Origin of the sequence: Vibrio aerogenes, from assembly GCF_024346755.1 — a bacterium.
Classification (GTDB): Bacteria; Pseudomonadota; Gammaproteobacteria; order Enterobacterales; family Vibrionaceae; genus Vibrio; species Vibrio aerogenes.
Genome location: NZ_AP024861.1, coordinates 3,434,007 through 3,456,052, shown reverse-complemented (window position 1 = coordinate 3,456,052; position 22,046 = coordinate 3,434,007). Strand labels below are relative to the sequence as shown.

The following is a 22,046-nucleotide window of genomic DNA, read 5'->3' as shown; positions in this document are numbered from 1 at the left end:
TGCTTTGGCAGAAGAAAAAATTTGAGTCCGGCAAAATCAAAGTCTGCATCATGTTTAAATAATTGCAGACACCTTGGTTGTTTGACTGTAAGACCCTTTGGGGTTGTATGGTTAAGTGACTAAGCGTATACGGTGGATGCCTTGGCAGTCAGAGGCGATGAAGGACGTACTAACTTGCGATAAGCCCGGATGAGGGAGTAAGACCCACATGAGTCCGGGATTTCCGAATGGGGAAACCCACCTGCAGCAGCAGGTATCTTTACCTGAATCCATAGGGTAAAGAGGCGAACCGGGGGAACTGAAACATCTAAGTACCCCGAGGAAAAGAAATCAACAGAGATTCCGGCAGTAGCGGCGAGCGACCCCGGATTAGCCCTTAAGTTTTATATGTGTCAGGTGAAGGCTCTGGAAAGTGCCGCGATACAGGGTGACAGCCCCGTAACCGAAGATGCATATAAGGTGAAAACGAGTAGGACGGGACACGTGATATCCTGTCTGAACATGGGGGGACCATCCTCCAAGGCTAAATACTCCTGACTGACCGATAGTGAACCAGTACCGTGAGGGAAAGGCGAAAAGAACCCCTGTGAGGGGAGTGAAACAGAACCTGAAACCGTATACGTACAAGCAGTAGGAGCCTCTTTTATGGGGTGACTGCGTACCTTTTGTATAATGGGTCAGCGACTTATATTCAGTGGCAAGGTTAACCGGATAGGGAAGCCGTAGCGAAAGCGAGTCTTAACTGGGCGTTCAGTCTCTGGATATAGACCCGAAACCGGGTGATCTAGCCATGGGCAGGTTGAAGGTTGAGTAACATCAACTGGAGGACCGAACCGACTAATGTTGAAAAATTAGCGGATGACTTGTGGCTAGGGGTGAAAGGCCAATCAAACCCGGAGATAGCTGGTTCTCCCCGAAAGCTATTTAGGTAGCGCCTCGGACGAATACTACTGGGGGTAGAGCACTGTTAAGGCTAGGGGGTCATCCCGACTTACCAACCCTTTGCAAACTCCGAATACCAGTAAGTACTATCCGGGAGACACACGGCGGGTGCTAACGTCCGTCGTGGAGAGGGAAACAACCCAGACCGCCAGCTAAGGTCCCAAATTATTGCTAAGTGGGAAACGATGTGGGAAGGCTCAGACAGCTAGGATGTTGGCTTAGAAGCAGCCATCATTTAAAGAAAGCGTAATAGCTCACTAGTCGAGTCGGCCTGCGCGGAAGATGTAACGGGGCTAAGCAATAAACCGAAGCTGCGGCAATACGATTTATCGTATTGGGTAGGGGAGCGTTCTGTAAGCGGCTGAAGGTGTGCTGTAAGGCATGCTGGACGTATCAGAAGTGCGAATGCTGACATGAGTAACGATAATGGGGGTGAAAAACCCCCACGCCGGAAGACCAAGGGTTCCTGTCCAACGTTAATCGGGGCAGGGTAAGTCGACCCCTAAGGCGAGGCTGAAAAGCGTAGTCGATGGGAAACGGGTTAATATTCCCGTACTTCTTACAATTGCGATGGGGGGACGGAGAAGGCTAGGTGGGCCAGGCGACGGTTGTCCTGGTTCAAGTGCGTAGGCTGTGGGATTAGGCAAATCCGGTTCCACGATAAGGCTGAGACACGATGTCGGGCTACTAAGGTAGTGAAGTCATTGATGCCATGCTTCCGGGAAAAGCCTCTAAGCTTCAGATTGTAAGGAATCGTACCCCAAACCGACACAGGTGGTCGGGTAGAGAATACCAAGGCGCTTGAGAGAACTCGGGTGAAGGAACTAGGCAAAATGGTACCGTAACTTCGGGAGAAGGTACGCTCTTGACGGTGAAGAGACTTGCTCTTGGAGCTGATGAGAGTCGCAGATACCAGGTGGCTGCAACTGTTTATTAAAAACACAGCACTGTGCAAAATCGTAAGATGACGTATACGGTGTGACGCCTGCCCGGTGCCGGAAGGTTAATTGATGGGGTTAGCTTAGGCGAAGCTCTTGATCGAAGCCCCGGTAAACGGCGGCCGTAACTATAACGGTCCTAAGGTAGCGAAATTCCTTGTCGGGTAAGTTCCGACCTGCACGAATGGCGTAATGATGGCCACGCTGTCTCCACCCGAGACTCAGTGAAATTGAAATCGCTGTGAAGATGCAGTGTACCCGCGGCTAGACGGAAAGACCCCGTGAACCTTTACTACAGCTTGGCACTGAACATTGAGCCTACATGTGTAGGATAGGTGGGAGGCTTTGAAGTGTGTACGCCAGTATGCATGGAGCCATCCTTGAAATACCACCCTTGTATGTTTGATGTTCTAACTTAGTCCCGTTATCCGGGACAAGGACAGTGTCTGGTGGGTAGTTTGACTGGGGCGGTCTCCTCCCAAAGAGTAACGGAGGAGCACGAAGGTGGGCTAATCACGGTTGGACATCGTGAGGTTAGTGCAATGGCATAAGCCCGCTTAACTGCGAGAGTGACGGCTCGAGCAGGTGCGAAAGCAGGTCATAGTGATCCGGTGGTTCTGAATGGAAGGGCCATCGCTCAACGGATAAAAGGTACTCCGGGGATAACAGGCTGATACCGCCCAAGAGTTCATATCGACGGCGGTGTTTGGCACCTCGATGTCGGCTCATCACATCCTGGGGCTGAAGTCGGTCCCAAGGGTATGGCTGTTCGCCATTTAAAGTGGTACGCGAGCTGGGTTTAGAACGTCGTGAGACAGTTCGGTCCCTATCTGCCGTGGGCGTTGGAGAATTGAAGGGGGCTGCTCCTAGTACGAGAGGACCGGAGTGGACGAACCTCTGGTGTTCGGGTTGTGTCGCCAGACGCATTGCCCGGTAGCTAAGTTCGGAATCGATAACCGCTGAAAGCATCTAAGCGGGAAGCGAGCCCTGAGATGAGTTCTCCCTGGCACTTTAAGTGCTCTGAAGGGTTGTCCGAGACCAGGACGTTGATAGGCAGGGTGTGTAAGCGTTGTGAGGCGTTGAGCTAACCTGTACTAATTGCCCGTGAGGCTTAACCATACAACACCCAAGGGGTTTTGTGGACTCAAGATTAAAGACAATTGGATGTGTAGAGAGTCAGTCAGTTTTCCAGAATTTTTGTTTTCACTTTTTTAAAAAGTGGAGATAAGAAACAGAATTTGCCTGGCGGCCATAGCGTTGTGGACCCACCTGAATCCATGCCGAACTCAGAAGTGAAACGCAATTGCGCCGATGGTAGTGTGGGGTTTCCCCATGTGAGAGTAGGTCACTGCCAGGCTTTATTTTCGCTTCTTTTCAGTTGATGAAAAGAAGTCACCATAAAGTTTTCAAAAGAATGAGAATTTTATGTTGACTTTCAGTCAGGAAAGCGTAATATACGCGTCCTGTCAGGTGCTAAGGCACTGAAAGCAAAGCTCTTTAACAATATAAACCAATCAATCTGTGTGGGTACTCGTTAACAGATATCTTATAAAAAGATTTATCAGTGAATGAGTGACCAAATCGATATCTCTGATGAGATATTGGCACAGTCAATTCGATATTACGATGTAATATCACAGTATTCATTGAGCAGAAGCTCCGGCTTCAGAAAAAACTTTAATTGAAGAGTTTGATCATGGCTCAGATTGAACGCTGGCGGCAGGCTTAACACATGCAAGTCGGGCGGAAACGAAAGAAAGCTTGCTTTCTTGGCGTCGAGCGGCGGACGGGTGAGTAATGCCTGGGAAATTGCCCTGATGTGGGGGATAACCATTGGAAACGATGGCTAATACCGCATAACGTCTACGGACCAAAGAGGGGGACCTTCGGGCCTCTCGCGTCGGGATATGCCCAGGTGGGATTAGCTTGTTGGTGAGGTAAGGGCTCACCAAGGCGACGATCCCTAGCTGGTCTGAGAGGATGATCAGCCACACTGGAACTGAGACACGGTCCAGACTCCTACGGGAGGCAGCAGTGGGGAATATTGCACAATGGGCGCAAGCCTGATGCAGCCATGCCGCGTGTATGAAGAAGGCCTTCGGGTTGTAAAGTACTTTCAGCAGTGAGGAAGGTGGTGTATTTAATACGTGCATCATTTGACGTTAGCTGCAGAAGAAGCACCGGCTAACTCCGTGCCAGCAGCCGCGGTAATACGGAGGGTGCGAGCGTTAATCGGAATTACTGGGCGTAAAGCGCATGCAGGTGGATGATTAAGTCAGATGTGAAAGCCCGGGGCTTAACCCCGGAACAGCATTTGAAACTGGTCATCTAGAGTACTGTAGAGGGGGGTAGAATTTCAGGTGTAGCGGTGAAATGCGTAGAGATCTGAAGGAATACCGGTGGCGAAGGCGGCCCCCTGGACAGATACTGACACTCAGATGCGAAAGCGTGGGGAGCAAACAGGATTAGATACCCTGGTAGTCCACGCCGTAAACGATGTCTACTTGGAGGTTGTGGCCTTGAGCCGTGGCTTTCGGAGCTAACGCGTTAAGTAGACCGCCTGGGGAGTACGGTCGCAAGATTAAAACTCAAATGAATTGACGGGGGCCCGCACAAGCGGTGGAGCATGTGGTTTAATTCGATGCAACGCGAAGAACCTTACCTACTCTTGACATCCAGAGAATTTTCCAGAGATGGATTAGTGCCTTCGGGAGCTCTGAGACAGGTGCTGCATGGCTGTCGTCAGCTCGTGTTGTGAAATGTTGGGTTAAGTCCCGCAACGAGCGCAACCCTTATCCTTGATTGCCAGCACTTCGGGTGGGAACTTCAGGGAGACTGCCGGTGATAAACCGGAGGAAGGTGGGGACGACGTCAAGTCATCATGGCCCTTACGAGTAGGGCTACACACGTGCTACAATGGCGGATACAGAGGGCAGCTAACTTGCGAAAGTGTGCGAATCCCAAAAAGTCCGTCGTAGTCCGGATTGGAGTCTGCAACTCGACTCCATGAAGTCGGAATCGCTAGTAATCGTAGATCAGAATGCTACGGTGAATACGTTCCCGGGCCTTGTACACACCGCCCGTCACACCATGGGAGTGGGCTGCAAAAGAAGCAGGTAGTTTAACCTTCGGGAGGACGCTTGCCACTTTGTGGTTCATGACTGGGGTGAAGTCGTAACAAGGTAGCGCTAGGGGAACCTGGCGCTGGATCACCTCCTTAACGATAAAGATACGTTGATGAGTGCTCACACAGATTGATTTGGTTTTATAAAGAGATATGTAAAGTGTCCCGTTCGTCTAGAGGCCTAGGACACCGCCCTTTCACGGCGGTAACAGGGGTTCGACTCCCCTACGGGATACCACTTTCTTTGAAAGAAAGACGGGTCGTTAGCTCAGCTGGTAGAGCAGTTGGCTTTTAACCAATTTGTCACAGGTTCGAATCCTGTACGACCCACCATTTTTGATATGGGGCTATAGCTCAGCTGGGAGAGCGCCTGCCTTGCACGCAGGAGGTCTGCGGTTCGATCCCGCATAGCTCCACCATATCGAAAACGGGCGATTAGCTCAGTTGGGAGAGCACCTGCCTTACAAGCAGGGGGTCACTGGTTCGAACCCGGTATCGCCCACCACTTCTTAATTACTTTTGGATACAGTTTCCAGGCTGCGTTGACAGATGTGGTCAGAAGTTGTGACGCTGAAAGTTATTAAGAAGTGTATTTATACACTTTAGCTCTTTAACAATTTGGAAAGCTGACAAAGCAGTTCTTGTTTAATTCAAATAAGAATTGTTTGTAAAAGTTCTCAAAGTATTCATATATGAATACACCAAACACATTCAAGTGTTCTTGGCTTCTGCTTTAAGCAGAAGAAAAATTTGAGTCCGGCAAAATCAAAGTCTGCATCATGTTTAAATAATTGCAGACACCTTGGTTGTTTGACTGTAAGACCCTTTGGGGTTGTATGGTTAAGTGACTAAGCGTATACGGTGGATGCCTTGGCAGTCAGAGGCGATGAAGGACGTACTAACTTGCGATAAGCCCGGATGAGGGAGTAAGACCCACATGAGTCCGGGATTTCCGAATGGGGAAACCCACCTGCAGCAGCAGGTATCTTTACCTGAATCCATAGGGTAAAGAGGCGAACCGGGGGAACTGAAACATCTAAGTACCCCGAGGAAAAGAAATCAACAGAGATTCCGGCAGTAGCGGCGAGCGACCCCGGATTAGCCCTTAAGTTTTATATGTGTCAGGTGAAGGCTCTGGAAAGTGCCGCGATACAGGGTGACAGCCCCGTAACCGAAGATGCATATAAGGTGAAAACGAGTAGGACGGGACACGTGATATCCTGTCTGAACATGGGGGGACCATCCTCCAAGGCTAAATACTCCTGACTGACCGATAGTGAACCAGTACCGTGAGGGAAAGGCGAAAAGAACCCCTGTGAGGGGAGTGAAACAGAACCTGAAACCGTATACGTACAAGCAGTAGGAGCCTCTTTTATGGGGTGACTGCGTACCTTTTGTATAATGGGTCAGCGACTTATATTCAGTGGCAAGGTTAACCGGATAGGGAAGCCGTAGCGAAAGCGAGTCTTAACTGGGCGTTCAGTCTCTGGATATAGACCCGAAACCGGGTGATCTAGCCATGGGCAGGTTGAAGGTTGAGTAACATCAACTGGAGGACCGAACCGACTAATGTTGAAAAATTAGCGGATGACTTGTGGCTAGGGGTGAAAGGCCAATCAAACCCGGAGATAGCTGGTTCTCCCCGAAAGCTATTTAGGTAGCGCCTCGGACGAATACTACTGGGGGTAGAGCACTGTTAAGGCTAGGGGGTCATCCCGACTTACCAACCCTTTGCAAACTCCGAATACCAGTAAGTACTATCCGGGAGACACACGGCGGGTGCTAACGTCCGTCGTGGAGAGGGAAACAACCCAGACCGCCAGCTAAGGTCCCAAATTATTGCTAAGTGGGAAACGATGTGGGAAGGCTCAGACAGCTAGGATGTTGGCTTAGAAGCAGCCATCATTTAAAGAAAGCGTAATAGCTCACTAGTCGAGTCGGCCTGCGCGGAAGATGTAACGGGGCTAAGCAATAAACCGAAGCTGCGGCAATACGATTTATCGTATTGGGTAGGGGAGCGTTCTGTAAGCGGCTGAAGGTGTGCTGTAAGGCATGCTGGACGTATCAGAAGTGCGAATGCTGACATGAGTAACGATAATGGGGGTGAAAAACCCCCACGCCGGAAGACCAAGGGTTCCTGTCCAACGTTAATCGGGGCAGGGTAAGTCGACCCCTAAGGCGAGGCTGAAAAGCGTAGTCGATGGGAAACGGGTTAATATTCCCGTACTTCTTACAATTGCGATGGGGGGACGGAGAAGGCTAGGTGGGCCAGGCGACGGTTGTCCTGGTTCAAGTGCGTAGGCTGTGGGATTAGGCAAATCCGGTTCCACGATAAGGCTGAGACACGATGTCGGGCTACTAAGGTAGTGAAGTCATTGATGCCATGCTTCCGGGAAAAGCCTCTAAGCTTCAGATTGTAAGGAATCGTACCCCAAACCGACACAGGTGGTCGGGTAGAGAATACCAAGGCGCTTGAGAGAACTCGGGTGAAGGAACTAGGCAAAATGGTACCGTAACTTCGGGAGAAGGTACGCTCTTGACGGTGAAGAGACTTGCTCTTGGAGCTGATGAGAGTCGCAGATACCAGGTGGCTGCAACTGTTTATTAAAAACACAGCACTGTGCAAAATCGTAAGATGACGTATACGGTGTGACGCCTGCCCGGTGCCGGAAGGTTAATTGATGGGGTTAGCTTAGGCGAAGCTCTTGATCGAAGCCCCGGTAAACGGCGGCCGTAACTATAACGGTCCTAAGGTAGCGAAATTCCTTGTCGGGTAAGTTCCGACCTGCACGAATGGCGTAATGATGGCCACGCTGTCTCCACCCGAGACTCAGTGAAATTGAAATCGCTGTGAAGATGCAGTGTACCCGCGGCTAGACGGAAAGACCCCGTGAACCTTTACTACAGCTTGGCACTGAACATTGAGCCTACATGTGTAGGATAGGTGGGAGGCTTTGAAGTGTGTACGCCAGTATGCATGGAGCCATCCTTGAAATACCACCCTTGTATGTTTGATGTTCTAACTTAGTCCCGTTATCCGGGACAAGGACAGTGTCTGGTGGGTAGTTTGACTGGGGCGGTCTCCTCCCAAAGAGTAACGGAGGAGCACGAAGGTGGGCTAATCACGGTTGGACATCGTGAGGTTAGTGCAATGGCATAAGCCCGCTTAACTGCGAGAGTGACGGCTCGAGCAGGTGCGAAAGCAGGTCATAGTGATCCGGTGGTTCTGAATGGAAGGGCCATCGCTCAACGGATAAAAGGTACTCCGGGGATAACAGGCTGATACCGCCCAAGAGTTCATATCGACGGCGGTGTTTGGCACCTCGATGTCGGCTCATCACATCCTGGGGCTGAAGTCGGTCCCAAGGGTATGGCTGTTCGCCATTTAAAGTGGTACGCGAGCTGGGTTTAGAACGTCGTGAGACAGTTCGGTCCCTATCTGCCGTGGGCGTTGGAGAATTGAAGGGGGCTGCTCCTAGTACGAGAGGACCGGAGTGGACGAACCTCTGGTGTTCGGGTTGTGTCGCCAGACGCATTGCCCGGTAGCTAAGTTCGGAATCGATAACCGCTGAAAGCATCTAAGCGGGAAGCGAGCCCTGAGATGAGTTCTCCCTGGCACTTTAAGTGCTCTGAAGGGTTGTCCGAGACCAGGACGTTGATAGGCAGGGTGTGTAAGCGTTGTGAGGCGTTGAGCTAACCTGTACTAATTGCCCGTGAGGCTTAACCATACAACACCCAAGGGGTTTTGTGGACTCAGATTAAGACAATTGGATGTGTGAGAGCGAAGTCAGTTTTCCGGAATTTTTGTTTTCACTTTTTTAAAAAGTGGAGATAAGAAACAGAATTTGCCTGGCGGCCATAGCGTTGTGGACCCACCTGAATCCATGCCGAACTCAGAAGTGAAACGCAATTGCGCCGATGGTAGTGTGGGGTTTCCCCATGTGAGAGTAGGTCACTGCCAGGCTTTATATACCGGACAGATGAAGCAGATTAAAGTAAGACTTCATGTGTCAGACAATCTGAAGTGGAGCGGTAGTTCAGTTGGTTAGAATACCGGCCTGTCACGCCGGGGGTCGCGGGTTCGAGTCCCGTCCGCTCCGCCATTATTTGGATTAGAAAAGATTTAGGGGTGTAGCTCCAATTGGCAGAGCAGCGGATTCCAAATCCGCGTGTTGGGGGTTCGAATCCCTCCACCCCTGCCATTACAATTTGCATAATTATGCAAAATAGAAACCCGCTCATTGAGCGGGTTTTTTGTGTTTGTAGTTAAGGAAAATTCAGAACTTTATAATATTGGTATTATTCCTCTATTTTTTTGACAAAAAAGTTTTTTGTATCACCTGAAGTATTCTTTACTTTGATCCATATACCATCAAAAAGAAATATATCTTCTATTTTTATTATTTCATTTTTTGAGTCAATTATCTTGAATTTCCCTGCATAGGCGCCTGATTCACCATAAGCTATAATTATATAGTCTTCACCTTTTGGCTTTTCTAAATCAATAAACCAGAAAAAAGCTTTACCACCAACTCCCTTTAATTCAGGATGGCCCTCAAGTTTTGTGACACCATTTTCAATATATGTTTTATCTTCTACATTTGTGATCTTAATTATAAATGCTATAAATATTATGCTAATGATGACCACTATAAATCCGATAATATATAAAAGTATCTTAATTATTTTTTTCAATTTTCGTTCTCGATTGTTATTTTATTCGTTTGGGGGTTGTATTTTAAATCCCGGTAGTCTTCTTGTAATTCTTCCATTTCCTCATCTGGTATTGATATGAATCCCGGCCAATGAGTCTCAATAGAAAGTGCATCTAGTAAGTCTAATACAAACTGTATGCAGTTGAAGTTTCTGACATTATATTTTTGTCTCGTAGGATTTCTATATGGTCCAGTAGGATCATTAAGCCATTTGAATGCTTTATCATAATAATTACCAATAATAATGACAGCTTCTATTCGACCATGTTGTCCAGATTTATCAGACAACTCTTTCATTATTTTAGTTAAACTCGACTCAGTTATTCTCCCGTTTTTTACAACAGCGTCAGAAATCGATTCTTTATTAATTAAACCGAACTTACCTTTATCGTACCGACCATATTCGTAGTATTTAGATATTCCTGATTGACCATTAATTATTAATATACCAGCATGACCAAATGCTTCTCTTTCATCTAAGATATTTATCCCCCAAATGCCTCTATCTTCGGGATCAATATGAACCAAATAATCAGGGTAAACAATGGGAATTATGAAATCACCCGGATCTAGTTTTACTTTTACTTTTGCTGGTTTTTTATCTGCCTGTGGTGTTGTTGTTATTGTATCTGTCATGCTTATAAATCCCTTATTAACCATGAGTTTATGAGGCGAACTTTACCGGATTGAACAATATTCTTAGTACCAAAAATATCAGATAAACCATCTGAGTCAGTTATGCCGGAAATACGACTGCCATCGGCCATTTCTACCTTGAATTTTACTTTTTCAAGGGGGTTGCTGTCTTCATCTAAAAGTTTTACAGAAATATCAAATAACTTTTCTATCTCTACTTTGATATCCGGATCACCGATATTAACAGTTCCGCCACACTTAATTGTTCCCCCACAATCAACATTGCTGCCTGAAATAGCAGCTGGTTTATTATCAATCATAACGGTAGATGAGCCGGAAGATATTTTTCTTGGATGTGGGGGATGTTTCGGTTTGGCGTGTGGTGCCAGCGGGTCGCCGACACGAGCCGCTGGTATACCATCAAATTTTACTGTAGGTGAACCTGCTGTGATTGGTGTTGGCGGAAATCCGTCATGGCCAGATCCTATGTCACCTATTTTTGCACCTTTGGCCATGATTATGTACCTATTTGATAAATTTACACATATTAATATTGCAAATGAATAACATATAGTCATTCATATAAATAGGTAACTGAACTAATATCTTTGCCAAATATTTACTACTATTTATTGATAATGCTGATGATTAAAAGGCTAATAATTTTGATTGATACAGGATTCATAGTCTACTTATTCTCCAGTCTGGTTACCCGTACATCAAGCTTTTCAATCATCAGCCTGAGCCACTTCACATCCGTTCTCAACGTCACGCCAACGCCAACCCCACTAAACAACGCACTGACAGCGGCCACGATAAAAGTCTGATATTCTGCCATTATTTAAACTCATCCCGTACTGTCTCAAACAAACCAATCAATACAGGAACTACCGTTCCAACAATTCCGCCGTACTGAATCCCTGTATCAGTCACACTGGCCGTTAATAAGTCCGGGTGACCGAACGCTAAAGCAGCCCCGGCACCGACTAACGCAAGCCCCTTCTGAGTCGAAGGCTGGCTTAAATCGATATTGAATTTGTCTTTTAAAAATTCACTCATAGTAATTGATTCCTCTTCAGATATTTAATGGTGTAGGCGGCAAGTATTGCGCCAGCAACAGATAAGGCTATTTTCTTCATGTCCTGCTTATTCATGCCATGTCTACCCCCTCACGTGCCATGTCCAGACCGTAATAGTTACCGACTTCTTTGCGGCTCATCGCGTGAAGCAGGGCCGCCAGTTGTTGGTGATTATTCACGTTCACAACCTGATCCGGCTGAATCCCGGTCCACTGGCTGACTTGCTGTACATACAAGGCTGAGTTGTTTTCACTGGCCGGTGCAAAGCGGTAAATCATCTGGCTTAATGTGGTGTAGCCCTGACGGGCATAACTGCGTAATATTCGCGCTCCGGCCCGGAATCCATACACCGGGTTTTTAAATTCTTCGAATTCTTTATCTGTATTGAGGCCGGATTTACCCAGCCAGTCATTATTCGAATCACGGATATTGAGCGGGTTATTGTTACGAACGCCCCGCGGTAGTGTGGCTCTGTATGTCATGTAACAAACTCCGGTGATTGCTGCACTAATCAGGATTGCTTTCATCATGGGCGGATACTTCCGTAAACTGGCCGTTGATGTATTGCTTGCCCAGTAAACTATCGTCAAATTCCTGTACAGCGATTTGATTAGGCACTTGAGGCGGAAATGACATCACTCCGACAACAATATTGTTTTCATTCAGTTGTACGCTAAACATATTCAATGACCTGTATTCTCATGTATTTATCTGCTGAGCCGATTCGGTTCAAACTCAGTGTTGTTGATGACGTCAGCACTGCATACCCAGCCGAATCTTCTACATTCACGTTCACAAATGTTTTTGCCGGGTTCACCGCTGGAATGTTGATGGTCCCGTGTGACTTGATTGTTATTTGATAGATACGTCGAATCACGCTGTGGTTGCCGATAGCCGTCAGAACCTTTGTTTTTGCATCAGAGCATGCTTCAATCATCGCCGTCTCTGTAGCGTTGACCGCTGTTGTTGTTGACTTAATCGCTGATTCAATCGCCGCTCTGGTCTGTGTGAGTGTTGTCGATGTTTGCTTACTGGCCGAATTTAGTGAGTCACTCACATCTGTTTTCATTGTTTCAAGTTTTTCAGTCACACTCTCTGATAGTGTGCTGTGGCTACTCTGAATTTCGGCCTGAGCTGTCGTCAGCTTTGCAGCCAACGCCGCAAAATCTGAAGACAGGTCAACCGGATTGTTAATCTTCATTGAACCCCCATGATGGTTAATATTGCGGTGGTCTCACTGGCGTTATAAGCATGCAGCTCACCCGTATAATCAATACTCAGACTGCCTATGGCGGATTTGCTCCCCATCACCAGTAAGCCCCGGCTTGCACCTGCATTCACGTCACCAACTCTGACTTTTGTCATCTCATCACTGATCACCTGAATCGTGACCTGATGAAATCCGCCACGGGTGAGCCGGACGCGTTCACCCGGCTGGATGGTGATATCATCAAATGTGCTCATCTGAGCCGGTAAGATGGTTTTCACCTGAAGACCATCATCGACTTTGACATGGGCTTCAAACTGAATCGGCTCAATGATTTTTCTAATCACTATGTCGTCCGTGGCGGCGGGTTTATGCTCTAAATCAGAAATCTGATAATCGAATGTCACATCACCTGACTGATGATGCTCAACAAACAATTCATTAAACTGTTCCACATTGATCCGGTCTCCGGTCTGAAGACGCTGAGGGCGCAATGTATCCGTAGAGACATAAACCGGGGCAGAAGAAGCCCTGACAATCAGGTAACGGCCACGACCACCGACGGAAATCTGTTTTTTTGTACTGGCCTGAATAATCATGTTACTTCCTCATCATTGCGACCATGGCGACCCCAAGCACAACCGCAATGGCTATGGTGACTTTCATCATGTCCGATGAACTGCCCGTTTGACTGCGTTGTGATGCGCCGTCCGCCAGTGTCAGCGCTGCTTTTGCGGTCTGGTTGGATTGGCTTGCCATAGAGCGCACCGCACTGATCGTGTCTTCATTGTTTTTGCGCAGTGACTGCATGGCTTCTTTCGCGGTTTCTGTTTGCCGCTTTGCTGAAGCCGTCCCGAAATCCAGCGCATCAGAAAAGGACTCCTGAGCGGTAGAGAGGGCACGTTTCAGGGTGCTTTCATTCGACTGAAGAGCCGCTTTCGTCGTGGCCTGACTCGCCGCCAGTGCATCGCGCCCAAACCCCAGTGATTCTTTCATGGCTTTCTGGCTGGTTTTCAGGGCGTCTTTGCCAAATTCGAGCGAGTGATTGCCAAAATCAAACGCTTCTTTGGTGGTTTTGTTATTTGAACTCAGTGCATCAGAAACGGCCGATACATTGCCTTTAATCGCCTGAGCCGCTATTTCAGAAGCGGCTTTGATGGCGTTGTGATCGGTCATCGTGGCGTTGATGGTACTGTCATTGACGCCACTGAGTAATACACCAAGGTTGTCACCCCCGACTGAGGTTTGACCGGATGTATTGGTATTATTGACGGTACTTGCCGAGTGATCATGACTGAATAAACCCACAGTTAATGACCTCCCTTTGTGATCAGAAACAGCACACCCAGCACACCGGCAACGGCTGATATCCAGAGGACAGACGGATTGCGTTTGCTGTTCACATACATATCACCAACCGTCAAACCGCCGCTGTAGTTGGACAACCCGGACGAGGTATCACCGCCGTCAAGGGTGCCACTGTTATTCAGGTTCGGTATCATTTCGCCCCCTTCAGTGCACGGTAAGCCAGATAACAACCGCCACCGACCGCGCCGAGCTTAATCAGCTTGGTTGCCCCGGAGCCGGACCAGAACCCCGCCCCGAATCCGAGCGCCCCGGCAGCAAGCGGGGCCAGATAAATCAATGGCATGTCTCCCCCTTACTTTTTCACTGCCAGAACGATGATTCCCAGAATCAGACAAACGCCAACCCCGCCACCGACATAGAGCAATGTTTTGTCCGTGTTGGGCTGCACCTGACTGGCGGTGACTGCGTTCCCGTTGTCATCCGCCTGCTGCATGGTTTGCGGGGCGGTCTTTGAGTTCACGCTCTGCGTGGGTTTGGTCGCCGCATCGACAAGGTTGTCGAATCCCTCCCCAACGCTATCAAGTAAACCCGAACCAAAGTTACCCAGATCATCTAAAAACGACATGGATCCCCCTACTTAATCAAGTCCGGACGAACGATTTTGATGGACTCTACAACAATCGGAATTGCGCCAACCGGCTTATTGGTTTTCACAGTGAATTTCAACTCGTTCAGATGGGCCGTTTTAAACAGCTCATCAATAAAATAGCCGCGCATAATCGGATCAAAGTGATACATGCCTGACTGCCAGAATCGCTTATTCCGCTTGGCGCGCATCGTATCGACTGATCGCGTGGTGTCATAAACTTTCACATAATCGCGGTAGATTTCGAGGCTGTGCACTTCTTCAGATAAGAAGTGCATCCGGCGTACCAGCAGCAGCGGCCCGGAAACCAAATCAAGAAATTCGTTTTCGGTGGCAGTGGCCTGCATGGTCTGGCGTTTGATTTGCGGTACAAGTACCCGCACGCCCTGAGCCGGTGAAACGGTGGCGTGACCTTTCAGATAAACGGTGGCCGGGTCTGCATCGCCTTTCGGGGCGATATCAATATCCAAAATGATATTGTCGCCGGGCTCTGTGACCAGCGCGGTGTATTTCATGCCGTTCTTGGTCTTGGCTGAAATATCGGCCAGCGGGATATGATAGAAATCCGATGAAGGCATGCCTTTGTATGCTTCAAGGGCTTTCATCAGTTGCCCGTCAAGCACGATGATTTCATCCCCGTTCAGCGTGATTGTCACCCGGTGGATTTGCTCCGGCTTCAGATTTGTTTCGAGAAAAATCTCTTCATAGACGGGTCCCGTCGGGATTGTCAGCGATGCTTTTTCACCCCAGCCAACGCCGGTAAACGAGTTCAATTTCATGACTGAATTCATCAATTAAACTCCCTTAACCGATTGCATCTTCAACAGCATCAACATTGTTCGATGCCCAAACCACACCCGCAGCAACAACGGCAGCAATCAGGCCTACCACAGCAATATTCTTTCCGGTTAGTTTCATGTGTTCCTCAAATTAAAAAGCCGCCCAACATCAGGCGGCCTTCACTTAAACATCATATTTACAATCGGTTCCTAACCCGATTTAGAATCGGGTTTAGAATAAATGTGATTTGAGTCTCATTTTACCAGCGGATCACCCCCTTTTGATATTGTTTGCCGTCCTGCAGGAGATACTCGAGCGGGTTTAACTGATCGATATCCGCCGCTGATATCCCGGTCATTTTTTCCAGATAAATTGCACTGGCGCGGGTCTTTTGCATCATCACACATGCATGCTGACAGTTATCAATGATGGTTTTTGATACTTCCTGACCTCTCTGAAATAAATTGATTGAGTGAAGATTAAACTTCCTGCCCAGGCGCAAAATCTTTCCGTGATACCCGGTGGCTTTTCCTGCGTTCTCGCTGTGCTCCGCCACTTCTTCACAGATGATTTTCAGGGGCTTTTTGTGTTTGCCGTTTCCCACGGCCCAGACCACCTGACAGAACTGATCAAAGTCTTTCGGTTTGGTCTCGTGTTTCGGCTGATAGGCAATCTTGAATCCCTGCCGGGTCTTTCTTCCGGCCATCAGCGCGGTTGCAAAATCTTTGATATGCTCATAACCCCGGACGAAACGCCCGGCAAGTTTGCCGGTGTAATCGCCCATCGGGTCAAAAATGGCGACCTGATCAGTCGCCTGTATAAATAGTTTTTTTGCCGCTGAAGTCTTGCCGCTTCCGCTCATCCCAACCGCAAAGACATGGCCGTTTTTCAGCGAATTATCCGGGTTAATTGGCTGCATGAATTCAGGCTTCCTGTGGTTGTGGCTCTGGCTCCTGTGGGGTGACATCTTTGGCTTGATCAATCGCTTTGAGGGCTTTGATTTGTGTGAATGAGGAAAAGCCAAGTGCACCGGCAGCAACGACAAAGGTCAGCTCTTCCCGGTAAGCTGCGAGCCACGGCGGAAGCTCCCCGTTATATTTGACGAACAGGGGCGCGGCGGCGGTGGCGACGTTCTCAATCTGCGCGGTATCGAAAGTAAAATCTTTATGGGCAAATTGTTTAATGATTTGCTCTGTTACTCCCAGAACGGCTTTAGTCGTCGCTTCCCCGGCAGCGAGCGCTGCCGCTTTTTTCGGATCAGATGAATTGATAACCGTATCCGGATTGAAATCTTCCCCGGAAAGCTCCTGAAGCAATGCGTTTTCTTCCGCTTCGGAATGGGTTTCTAAGATTTCCTCGGGTTGTACTTCGTTTTCTGAATATTCTGTTTCCATTATGCCACCGCCTTGATTGTTTTGATGATTCCGCCACAGACCAGCCCCAGAAAGGCACCGATACCCACACATTTCACCGTCGTGACCGGTTGAGATTGTGGTTCCTGTTTGGTTTCCGGTTCCGTTGGGGATTGGGTTTGTTTTTCCGTCTGGATAGGCAAAGATTCCGTTTGTTCCGGCTCTGGCTGCTTCATCGCTTCAATCTGTGCCTGAACTGCTTCAAGGGATTGATAAGCTTTCATTTCAGCCTGTGCCGCTTTACCGGTGCGGGTATCCGGGCCACATTCACACCGGCCATGCACGAACGCGGCTCTTTTACCTTTCCCCTGTTTAATGGCTTTGGGTTGATGGCAGGTCCGGCAAAGCACATAGCCTAAAATATCCGTGGTATCAGTCATGATTGATCTTCCCCTCCAGTGTGTTTAATCGCTGATTAAAGGCTTTGAATAACCAGATTGTTTTCATCAGCCAAGGTTTAATGAAACCAAATCCCATTGGTGGCTTATACGCTTTGGATTCCGTATCCATTTCATTGAGTAAACGGTTTGTTTCGGTTTGAAGATTGCTCATGTATCCCCTTTAGGTTGAGAAAAATTCCTCATATTCGGGTGGACCGCACCGGTCCAGCTCGCATTGAAGAAGAAAATTACTGATGATTTGTTGCTGTCTGGTTGGTTTTTCGGCTGGCGTATAGTTATTGCCACTAGACCAAGGGCGACGGCTCCCGCCGTCTTGAGAAGCCTCCTGTTTCACAGCAGGCTTTTTAACTAACTTCCATTCGGTTTCGTGGGTGAGGACGACTAAACCACTTCCCTCAAGGCCAATGATATGATGAATAGTTTCACCATATTTATTCTCTCTGGCCTTTGTCCGTGGCTTAATCGGGCGCAATGATTGCGGCAGGCGGTGACCGCCCATGTAATCAAAATAAGCAGAGAAAAAGCCCATATCCGCCGCCCGGCGTGCTTTTTCGAATAAACAATATTCCTGTTTATCCTGAATCCGGCGAAGCTCGCGCCAGACTGTGGCGCTGGGTGTTTTCTGAAACTGAAATTGTCTGAAACAGAACTGACGTGACCACGCTGTGACGTTTTTCACGGTGTCCTGAAGTTTGGCTTTGCGGTTATCTGAATCGGTGAGGTCATCCAGCCCGAAGCCATCGACATTTTTAGAAATATACTTGGCAAGATAAGCCACTGCGCCGCCTTCGGTGCCATCCAGCAACTTGGCATCAAACCGGGCTTTCATCGCCTTGTGTTTGGGTTTGCCTGATGCGTCATAAAGTTCTGCGCTGTCTTGTTGGCACTGGTAGTGCTGAAGCGCTTTGATAAACGGGCCTGTCTGATCCAGTGGCATGAAAAATACACCGTGCCAGTGTGGTGTACCGTCCTGATGCGGCTCAACCACTCTTAAACCGTAATAATCCAGTCCGTGGCGGTCTGCCCAACTGCGAAAGCGTGACCAGTTCAGGCTCAGCCATGCATGGGCATCACGTGGACAACTGCCATCAAAAGCCGGGTTTTCAATCCAGTAATGACCGCGCTTTTTCAGGCGGTGAAAGCGGCTGGGTGTGGTCATGGTGATAAACACCGCTGCATGGTTATTTGCATCGGCGTATTCCTGACAACCGGCGATCCGGGTCATCAGTTCATGGCGGCGGTTTTCCGGGTTGGCCTGTGATGAAGCGTGGACTTCCGACATATCGACACAATCACCGCGCTCTGATTCAATCGAGACGGTGTAGCCGAAGGGAAAGAAGTTATTTATATTGAGCTGGAAGAATTTAAATTATATGAACTTCATGAAGAGGTGTTTCATGAGTTGTTAGCGCCAAGTTTAGACAAATTGTCTGAACTTGGGTATGAGTATGAAATATTCGATGCAACAAGTGTTCGCGTATCTATCTGATTTTTTAGTCTATTATTATGATTGAATACAGTGAGTGGGGGTTTTATACCACCGATGATCCAAACCGTTTTTTTGTCCGTGAGCGGGACGCAAAGAACCATGAAATTACCTTATCGTTAAGAGATCAGGAACTGCACCCGAACCGGGATACACGCCGGTTAGATGAGATGATTACAATCTGGTATCGGATGCATGGTAAAACCTTACGTGACCATATCCGGCTGAGAAAATTGCTTTACCGGATGTCTGAGCGGTTAGGGAATCCGATAGCTTCAGACCTGACTAACGAGCATTTCGCCAAATACCGGGAACAGCGGACGCAGGAAGTCACCACTACCACGACCAACCGTGAACATGCTTATCTACGGGCGATGTTTAACGAACTTAAACGCCTTGGAGTGATTGAATATGATAACCCGGTGCAGCACATTCGGCAGTTTAAAGAGCGTGACGGTGAGCTACGTTTTCTGACCCATGATGAAATAGACAAGCTTCTTCATGCTTGCCAGCTTTCCAGCAATGAATCTTTGATTTATGTGGTAAAGGTCTGTCTTGCGACCGGGGCGCGGTGGAGTGAGGCGGAATCACTGAAAGCATCGCAGGTGGCCGGGGGGAAGATCACTTTCCTGAATACTAAGTCAGGCAAAAACAGAGCTGTACCAATCAATGATTCGTTGTTTGCTGAACTGATTAGTCTTGGCAAAACCGGTGACGAGAAATTGTTTCTATCCAGTTTGAGCGCTTTTCGTAAAGCCGTTGCCAGAGCACAAATTCAGTTACCCAGAGGGCAGATGTCCCACGTTCTGCGCCATACGTTCGCCAGTCATTTTGTGATGCAGGGTGGTAATATAGTTGTATTGAAAGATATTTTGGGGCATAGCGAGATCACCACAACAATGCGGTATTCACATCTTGCACCAAGTCATCTTTCAGATGCAGTTAAATTAAATCCATTAAATCAACATCAATAATAATCGTCAGAGGTACTCATGAAACGTTTTATTCTTTTAGCTTTAGCCGCCACATCAGTCGCTTCTTTTTCTGCAAGCGCGGATGTTTGGAGCCGGTTAAAAACCACACCGGCAACCAAGTATGATGTTGGTCGGATTTATCTTGATATTGCAGCACCTTATATGACTGAACAGCTGCAAGGTGAAAAGATCAAACATACGAAATATCGCGTGAAAAAAATTGAGAGCGTGACTACTGGCGGTAGACTTGGGTTTAAATTTTCTTTTGAGGCGAAAGAAAAATACATCAAGAAAGATGATTGCGCTGTATTTTTAGCCGCATCAAAAAGAATTCTTCCATCAGATAAAATGATTAGTGATATCTGGCCTGATTTAAGTGACTCATCAAAGAAAAAAATTGCTGAAGAGTTTGTTTTTGAGGCGGATTTAGTTAATAAAGATACCGGGGATATTTTAGTTAAATGTAGAATTTAGTCAGTATTGTTATCGATGGGCTAAACGCATATATAAACCGTTATGTGAAAATAACCATGTAAAATAGTCTGAGATATAAATCACCTCCATGAATTGTAGTGGAGGTTTTTTATATTTATCTCAAAAACTTCAATATTAACCCATATAACTATTCAATAGCTTTGATGTTAATTGTGTATGGATTTTCATTATAGTTCTACCTGTCTTTCTTCCTTTAAGGGACCAATACGTCCGGTATAATATTTTTCTTTTTAAATTATTTATTTGTGATTTTATGTGAGTATGTGTGTAAGAAAAATGATTTAGTTAAAGGTTCCTGTGTATGGATAAAAGGTCGTAATAGAAAGAAGACTTTAATATTTATTTAAGTGATTTAAGTTTATCACGTTAACCAGTGGTTCAATAACAGTCGGACTGGGTGTTAATGGGTCATTGTCCGTTTATTGGGTTGTTATAGGCAATGAAGAAGGCCTATAACATTAAATTAAAACAAAGGGGATAATTATGCAACAAAATCAATGGGAATCATTCCAGGCAGATAAGAATAATTATGGTGATGGTCAATGTATGGCTCTTACAGTGGAATGGATCAAAAAAGCGATGGATGCCGTCGATAACGGCTATGGTTTAAACCAATCTAATATACTGGTTAACATTCTGACAAGAAGTTCAGTTGAAAAACAAAAAAAGTATGAAAAAGTTGGAGAAGCCGTAATATGGAGAGATGCTGGCCTGCATTTAGTTGAAAATGATAAAAGTTATAGTACCATGTCAAAATTATTAAATAATCTAGGAAATGGCTATTTCTCCGCAGGAGTATATGGTAAGGAGGGAGCACACAGTGTTGGTATTTACATAAGCCGCACCAGAAGTCAATTCGCCTACTATGATTCCAATTACGGACAAATATATTCTGACGATTTCAGAGCCTTTGATAAGAGTGTGTCAGGTCAGGCGACCAAAGCATATTTCGAATTCTTGAAAATTCCTGAGGGAGGAGAGTGGAAAGCTTGCGAAATCGTACGCCAATAACAAAAAGTAAACATGAGCGCTAATTGAAAAATAACTGAGAATGAGGTGTCCCCCAATCATTAACAATTGTTTGTTAATAATGGGGGGCTTTCTAGCGGTGTAATCCATATGCTTAATTTTTTAAAGCAATCCGATGCTTACTATATTTACAAGTATTTAAATAATCAAAGTATTTCTAACACTTACCCCATTTTATTCCCGTACACTATAGAAGATGCTAATTCTTATGTGGAACAGGAAATCAGAGGACGGTCAGATGGATCCCGTTACGCATTTTCCATAATAATGGATGGGCAATTTATAGGTGTATCTGCACTATATGATGTAAATAGAGCTATCAATACGGCCAAGATATATTACTGGATTGCAGTTGAGTTTTGGGGTAAAGGGGCAGCAACCAAGGCGGTCAAAGAATTAGTGAATTACGCAAAAATGGAATTAAAGCTAACCCAACTAGAGACAGGAGTGTTGAAAAAAAACATTGTATCAAGAAGGGTATTAGAGAAAAATGGTTTTATTGTTGAAAATACATTGGTTAACAATGGCAAATATCACGGGAAGTTTCTAGGGGAAACTTTTGTGGAAATGAAAATGAACTTATAGGAAACATATAAAAGTCCATAACAAAACCTAAAAGCCATTGGAAACGTCTTTTAGCCCAATTGTTCATCATGCCAGTTCACCCCAAAAAACCGCATCTCCGTGTGGTTTTTTATGCCGAAAATTCAATAACCATTCATTTGTGCCATTTATTCAAGATCACGACCACTAATTGACGGGCTTATTTTTGTTTCCCTGTGACCCCTTGCGCCCACATACGCCCGATATGCAATTTCCCCTTTTTGTAACCCATTGATTTATCAATGGTGTTATGGGTTTTCCAAATCCGCGT

General features: G+C 46.8%; 21 protein-coding genes, 6 tRNA genes, 5 rRNA genes and 2 pseudogenes. 15 read left to right on the top strand and 19 right to left on the bottom strand.

What is annotated here, in order from left to right; genetic code table 11:
• Window positions 1-109: 109 nt before the first annotated feature.
• The 11 genes from OCV29_RS15350 to OCV29_RS15300 all read left to right on the top strand — a co-directional run bounded on the left by OCV29_RS15350 (window position 110) and on the right by OCV29_RS15300 (window position 9,206).
• A 23S ribosomal RNA gene (locus OCV29_RS15350) occupies window positions 110-2,999 on the top strand.
• 122 nt (window positions 3,000-3,121) lie between these two features.
• Window positions 3,122-3,237, top strand: a 5S ribosomal RNA gene (gene rrf / locus OCV29_RS15345).
• 321 nt (window positions 3,238-3,558) lie between these two features.
• Window positions 3,559-5,100, top strand: a 16S ribosomal RNA gene (locus OCV29_RS15340).
• 66 nt (window positions 5,101-5,166) lie between these two features.
• A tRNA-Glu gene (locus OCV29_RS15335) sits at window positions 5,167-5,242 on the top strand.
• A gap of 19 nt (window positions 5,243-5,261) precedes the next feature.
• A tRNA-Lys gene (locus OCV29_RS15330) sits at window positions 5,262-5,337 on the top strand.
• Between the two features lie 10 nt (window positions 5,338-5,347).
• Window positions 5,348-5,423: transfer RNA gene (locus OCV29_RS15325), tRNA-Ala, on the top strand.
• A gap of 10 nt (window positions 5,424-5,433) precedes the next feature.
• Window positions 5,434-5,509 (top strand) — tRNA-Val (locus OCV29_RS15320).
• Window positions 5,510-5,842: 333 nt separating this feature from the next.
• Window positions 5,843-8,732, top strand: a 23S ribosomal RNA gene (locus OCV29_RS15315).
• Window positions 8,733-8,852: 120 nt separating this feature from the next.
• A 5S ribosomal RNA gene (rrf, locus tag OCV29_RS15310) occupies window positions 8,853-8,968 on the top strand.
• Together the 16S, 23S and 5S rRNA genes with 6 tRNA genes alongside form the textbook arrangement of a ribosomal RNA operon.
• Window positions 8,969-9,030: 62 nt before the next feature.
• A tRNA-Asp gene (locus OCV29_RS15305) sits at window positions 9,031-9,107 on the top strand.
• Window positions 9,108-9,129: 22 nt separating this feature from the next.
• A tRNA-Trp gene (locus tag OCV29_RS15300) sits at window positions 9,130-9,206 on the top strand.
• 97 nt (window positions 9,207-9,303) lie between these two features.
• On the opposite strand, the gene OCV29_RS15295 is transcribed toward OCV29_RS15300, so the two are convergent.
• From OCV29_RS15295 to OCV29_RS15205, 19 genes and pseudogenes are all read right to left on the bottom strand, one after another.
• Complete coding sequence (locus OCV29_RS15295; RefSeq protein ID WP_073606196.1) at window positions 9,304-9,699, bottom strand: hypothetical protein; 396 nt, start codon at window positions 9,697-9,699, stop codon at window positions 9,304-9,306.
• Window positions 9,696-10,355 (bottom strand): hypothetical protein, encoded by a 660-nt coding sequence (locus OCV29_RS15290; RefSeq protein WP_073606195.1) that lies wholly within the window; start codon window positions 10,353-10,355, stop codon window positions 9,696-9,698. The genes OCV29_RS15295 and OCV29_RS15290 overlap by 4 nt, the downstream gene beginning before the upstream one ends.
• A 233-nt stretch (window positions 10,356-10,588) precedes the next feature.
• Window positions 10,589-10,870 (bottom strand): annotated as a pseudogene (locus tag OCV29_RS15285) (type VI secretion system PAAR protein); the annotation flags it as partial.
• Between the two features lie 173 nt (window positions 10,871-11,043).
• Complete coding sequence (locus OCV29_RS15280) at window positions 11,044-11,193, bottom strand: hypothetical protein (RefSeq protein WP_175561620.1); 150 nt, start codon at window positions 11,191-11,193, stop codon at window positions 11,044-11,046.
• Window positions 11,193-11,414: a hypothetical protein gene (locus tag OCV29_RS15275; RefSeq protein WP_073606193.1), complete on the bottom strand. Its 222-nt coding sequence runs from the start codon at window positions 11,412-11,414 to the stop codon at window positions 11,193-11,195. Before OCV29_RS15275 ends, OCV29_RS15280 begins: the two co-directional genes overlap by 1 nt.
• Window positions 11,415-11,505: 91 nt before the next feature.
• A complete protein-coding gene (locus OCV29_RS15270) occupies window positions 11,506-11,916 on the bottom strand; it encodes a virion protein (protein WP_073606197.1) in 411 nt (136 codons plus the stop codon).
• 25 nt (window positions 11,917-11,941) lie between these two features.
• Window positions 11,942-12,115 carry a hypothetical protein gene (locus OCV29_RS15265; protein WP_175561619.1) on the bottom strand — a complete coding sequence of 58 codons (174 nt, stop codon included), beginning with the start codon at window positions 12,113-12,115 and terminating at the stop codon, window positions 11,942-11,944.
• Window positions 12,108-12,635, bottom strand: a complete 528-nt coding sequence (locus OCV29_RS15260; RefSeq protein WP_073606192.1) for a hypothetical protein — start codon at window positions 12,633-12,635, stop codon at window positions 12,108-12,110. Before OCV29_RS15260 ends, OCV29_RS15265 begins: the two co-directional genes overlap by 8 nt.
• Window positions 12,632-13,240 (bottom strand): YdcH family protein, encoded by a 609-nt coding sequence (locus OCV29_RS15255; protein WP_073606191.1) that lies wholly within the window; start codon window positions 13,238-13,240, stop codon window positions 12,632-12,634. The genes OCV29_RS15260 and OCV29_RS15255 overlap by 4 nt, the downstream gene beginning before the upstream one ends.
• 1 nt (window position 13,241) lies before the next feature.
• Entirely contained in the window at window positions 13,242-13,949 is a 708-nt protein-coding gene (locus OCV29_RS15250) for a hypothetical protein (RefSeq protein WP_073606190.1), read from the bottom strand.
• A gap of 2 nt (window positions 13,950-13,951) precedes the next feature.
• Entirely contained in the window at window positions 13,952-14,143 is a 192-nt protein-coding gene (locus tag OCV29_RS15245; RefSeq protein ID WP_073606189.1) for a hypothetical protein, read from the bottom strand.
• On the bottom strand, window positions 14,140-14,292 hold the full coding sequence (locus OCV29_RS15240; RefSeq protein ID WP_175561618.1) for a hypothetical protein: 153 nt from the start codon (window positions 14,290-14,292) through the stop codon (window positions 14,140-14,142). Before OCV29_RS15240 ends, OCV29_RS15245 begins: the two co-directional genes overlap by 4 nt.
• Before the next feature lie 9 nt (window positions 14,293-14,301).
• Window positions 14,302-14,574, bottom strand: a complete 273-nt coding sequence (locus OCV29_RS15235; RefSeq protein WP_073606188.1) for a hypothetical protein — start codon at window positions 14,572-14,574, stop codon at window positions 14,302-14,304.
• Window positions 14,575-14,582: 8 nt separating this feature from the next.
• Window positions 14,583-15,386 (bottom strand): major capsid protein P2, encoded by an 804-nt coding sequence (locus OCV29_RS15230; protein ID WP_073606187.1) that lies wholly within the window; start codon window positions 15,384-15,386, stop codon window positions 14,583-14,585.
• 248 nt (window positions 15,387-15,634) lie between these two features.
• Entirely contained in the window at window positions 15,635-16,294 is a 660-nt protein-coding gene (locus tag OCV29_RS15225) for a type IV secretory system conjugative DNA transfer family protein (RefSeq protein WP_073606186.1), read from the bottom strand.
• A gap of 4 nt (window positions 16,295-16,298) precedes the next feature.
• Window positions 16,299-16,769, bottom strand: coding sequence for a hypothetical protein (locus OCV29_RS15220; protein ID WP_073606185.1), 471 nt, complete (start codon window positions 16,767-16,769; stop codon window positions 16,299-16,301).
• On the bottom strand, window positions 16,769-17,167 hold the full coding sequence (locus OCV29_RS15215) for a hypothetical protein (protein ID WP_073606184.1): 399 nt from the start codon (window positions 17,165-17,167) through the stop codon (window positions 16,769-16,771). Before OCV29_RS15215 ends, OCV29_RS15220 begins: the two co-directional genes overlap by 1 nt.
• Complete coding sequence (locus tag OCV29_RS15210; RefSeq protein ID WP_073580014.1) at window positions 17,160-17,339, bottom strand: hypothetical protein; 180 nt, start codon at window positions 17,337-17,339, stop codon at window positions 17,160-17,162. The genes OCV29_RS15215 and OCV29_RS15210 overlap by 8 nt, the downstream gene beginning before the upstream one ends.
• Window positions 17,340-17,348: 9 nt before the next feature.
• Window positions 17,349-18,506: pseudogene (locus OCV29_RS15205) on the bottom strand (replication endonuclease); the annotation flags it as partial.
• 188 nt (window positions 18,507-18,694) lie between these two features.
• Here OCV29_RS15205 and OCV29_RS15200 point away from each other — a divergent pair.
• The 4 genes from OCV29_RS15200 to OCV29_RS15185 all read left to right on the top strand — a co-directional run bounded on the left by OCV29_RS15200 (window position 18,695) and on the right by OCV29_RS15185 (window position 21,757).
• Window positions 18,695-19,648: a phage integrase gene (locus OCV29_RS15200; RefSeq protein ID WP_073606183.1), complete on the top strand. Its 954-nt coding sequence runs from the start codon at window positions 18,695-18,697 to the stop codon at window positions 19,646-19,648.
• 18 nt (window positions 19,649-19,666) lie between these two features.
• Window positions 19,667-20,122 (top strand): hypothetical protein, encoded by a 456-nt coding sequence (locus tag OCV29_RS15195; RefSeq protein WP_073606182.1) that lies wholly within the window; start codon window positions 19,667-19,669, stop codon window positions 20,120-20,122.
• A gap of 504 nt (window positions 20,123-20,626) precedes the next feature.
• Window positions 20,627-21,154 carry a hypothetical protein gene (locus tag OCV29_RS15190; RefSeq protein ID WP_073606181.1) on the top strand — a complete coding sequence of 176 codons (528 nt, stop codon included), beginning with the start codon at window positions 20,627-20,629 and terminating at the stop codon, window positions 21,152-21,154.
• A gap of 108 nt (window positions 21,155-21,262) precedes the next feature.
• The gene (locus OCV29_RS15185; RefSeq protein WP_073606180.1) at window positions 21,263-21,757 is read left to right on the top strand and encodes a GNAT family N-acetyltransferase; all 495 of its coding nucleotides are present in this window, start codon (window positions 21,263-21,265) and stop codon (window positions 21,755-21,757) included.
• The last annotated feature ends 289 nt before the right edge of the window (window positions 21,758-22,046 follow it).

What these genes read in the sequence shown, in the direction of transcription:
- OCV29_RS15200 (WP_073606183.1), top strand. Translation starts at nt 18,695, where the DNA reads ATGATTGAATACAGTGAGTGGGGGTTTTATACCACCGATGATCCAAAC.
- OCV29_RS15220 (WP_073606185.1), bottom strand. Translation starts at nt 16,769, where the DNA reads ATGGAAACAGAATATTCAGAAAACGAAGTACAACCCGAGGAAATCTTA.
- OCV29_RS15245 (WP_073606189.1), bottom strand. Translation starts at nt 14,143, where the DNA reads ATGATACCGAACCTGAATAACAGTGGCACCCTTGACGGCGGTGATACC.
- OCV29_RS15225 (WP_073606186.1), bottom strand. Translation starts at nt 16,294, where the DNA reads ATGCAGCCAATTAACCCGGATAATTCGCTGAAAAACGGCCATGTCTTT.
- OCV29_RS15185 (WP_073606180.1), top strand. Translation starts at nt 21,263, where the DNA reads ATGCTTAATTTTTTAAAGCAATCCGATGCTTACTATATTTACAAGTAT.
- OCV29_RS15280 (WP_175561620.1), bottom strand. Translation starts at nt 11,193, where the DNA reads ATGGCAGAATATCAGACTTTTATCGTGGCCGCTGTCAGTGCGTTGTTT.
- OCV29_RS15215 (WP_073606184.1), bottom strand. Translation starts at nt 17,167, where the DNA reads ATGACTGATACCACGGATATTTTAGGCTATGTGCTTTGCCGGACCTGC.
- OCV29_RS15290 (WP_073606195.1), bottom strand. Translation starts at nt 10,355, where the DNA reads ATGACAGATACAATAACAACAACACCACAGGCAGATAAAAAACCAGCA.
- OCV29_RS15190 (WP_073606181.1), top strand. Translation starts at nt 20,627, where the DNA reads ATGCAACAAAATCAATGGGAATCATTCCAGGCAGATAAGAATAATTAT.
- OCV29_RS15270 (WP_073606197.1), bottom strand. Translation starts at nt 11,916, where the DNA reads ATGACATACAGAGCCACACTACCGCGGGGCGTTCGTAACAATAACCCG.
- OCV29_RS15275 (WP_073606193.1), bottom strand. Translation starts at nt 11,414, where the DNA reads ATGAGTGAATTTTTAAAAGACAAATTCAATATCGATTTAAGCCAGCCT.
- OCV29_RS15240 (WP_175561618.1), bottom strand. Translation starts at nt 14,292, where the DNA reads ATGCCATTGATTTATCTGGCCCCGCTTGCTGCCGGGGCGCTCGGATTC.
- OCV29_RS15255 (WP_073606191.1), bottom strand. Translation starts at nt 13,240, where the DNA reads ATGATTATTCAGGCCAGTACAAAAAAACAGATTTCCGTCGGTGGTCGT.
- OCV29_RS15210 (WP_073580014.1), bottom strand. Translation starts at nt 17,339, where the DNA reads ATGAGCAATCTTCAAACCGAAACAAACCGTTTACTCAATGAAATGGAT.
- OCV29_RS15195 (WP_073606182.1), top strand. Translation starts at nt 19,667, where the DNA reads ATGAAACGTTTTATTCTTTTAGCTTTAGCCGCCACATCAGTCGCTTCT.
- OCV29_RS15265 (WP_175561619.1), bottom strand. Translation starts at nt 12,115, where the DNA reads ATGTTTAGCGTACAACTGAATGAAAACAATATTGTTGTCGGAGTGATG.
- OCV29_RS15260 (WP_073606192.1), bottom strand. Translation starts at nt 12,635, where the DNA reads ATGAAGATTAACAATCCGGTTGACCTGTCTTCAGATTTTGCGGCGTTG.
- OCV29_RS15235 (WP_073606188.1), bottom strand. Translation starts at nt 14,574, where the DNA reads ATGTCGTTTTTAGATGATCTGGGTAACTTTGGTTCGGGTTTACTTGAT.
- OCV29_RS15230 (WP_073606187.1), bottom strand. Translation starts at nt 15,386, where the DNA reads ATGAATTCAGTCATGAAATTGAACTCGTTTACCGGCGTTGGCTGGGGT.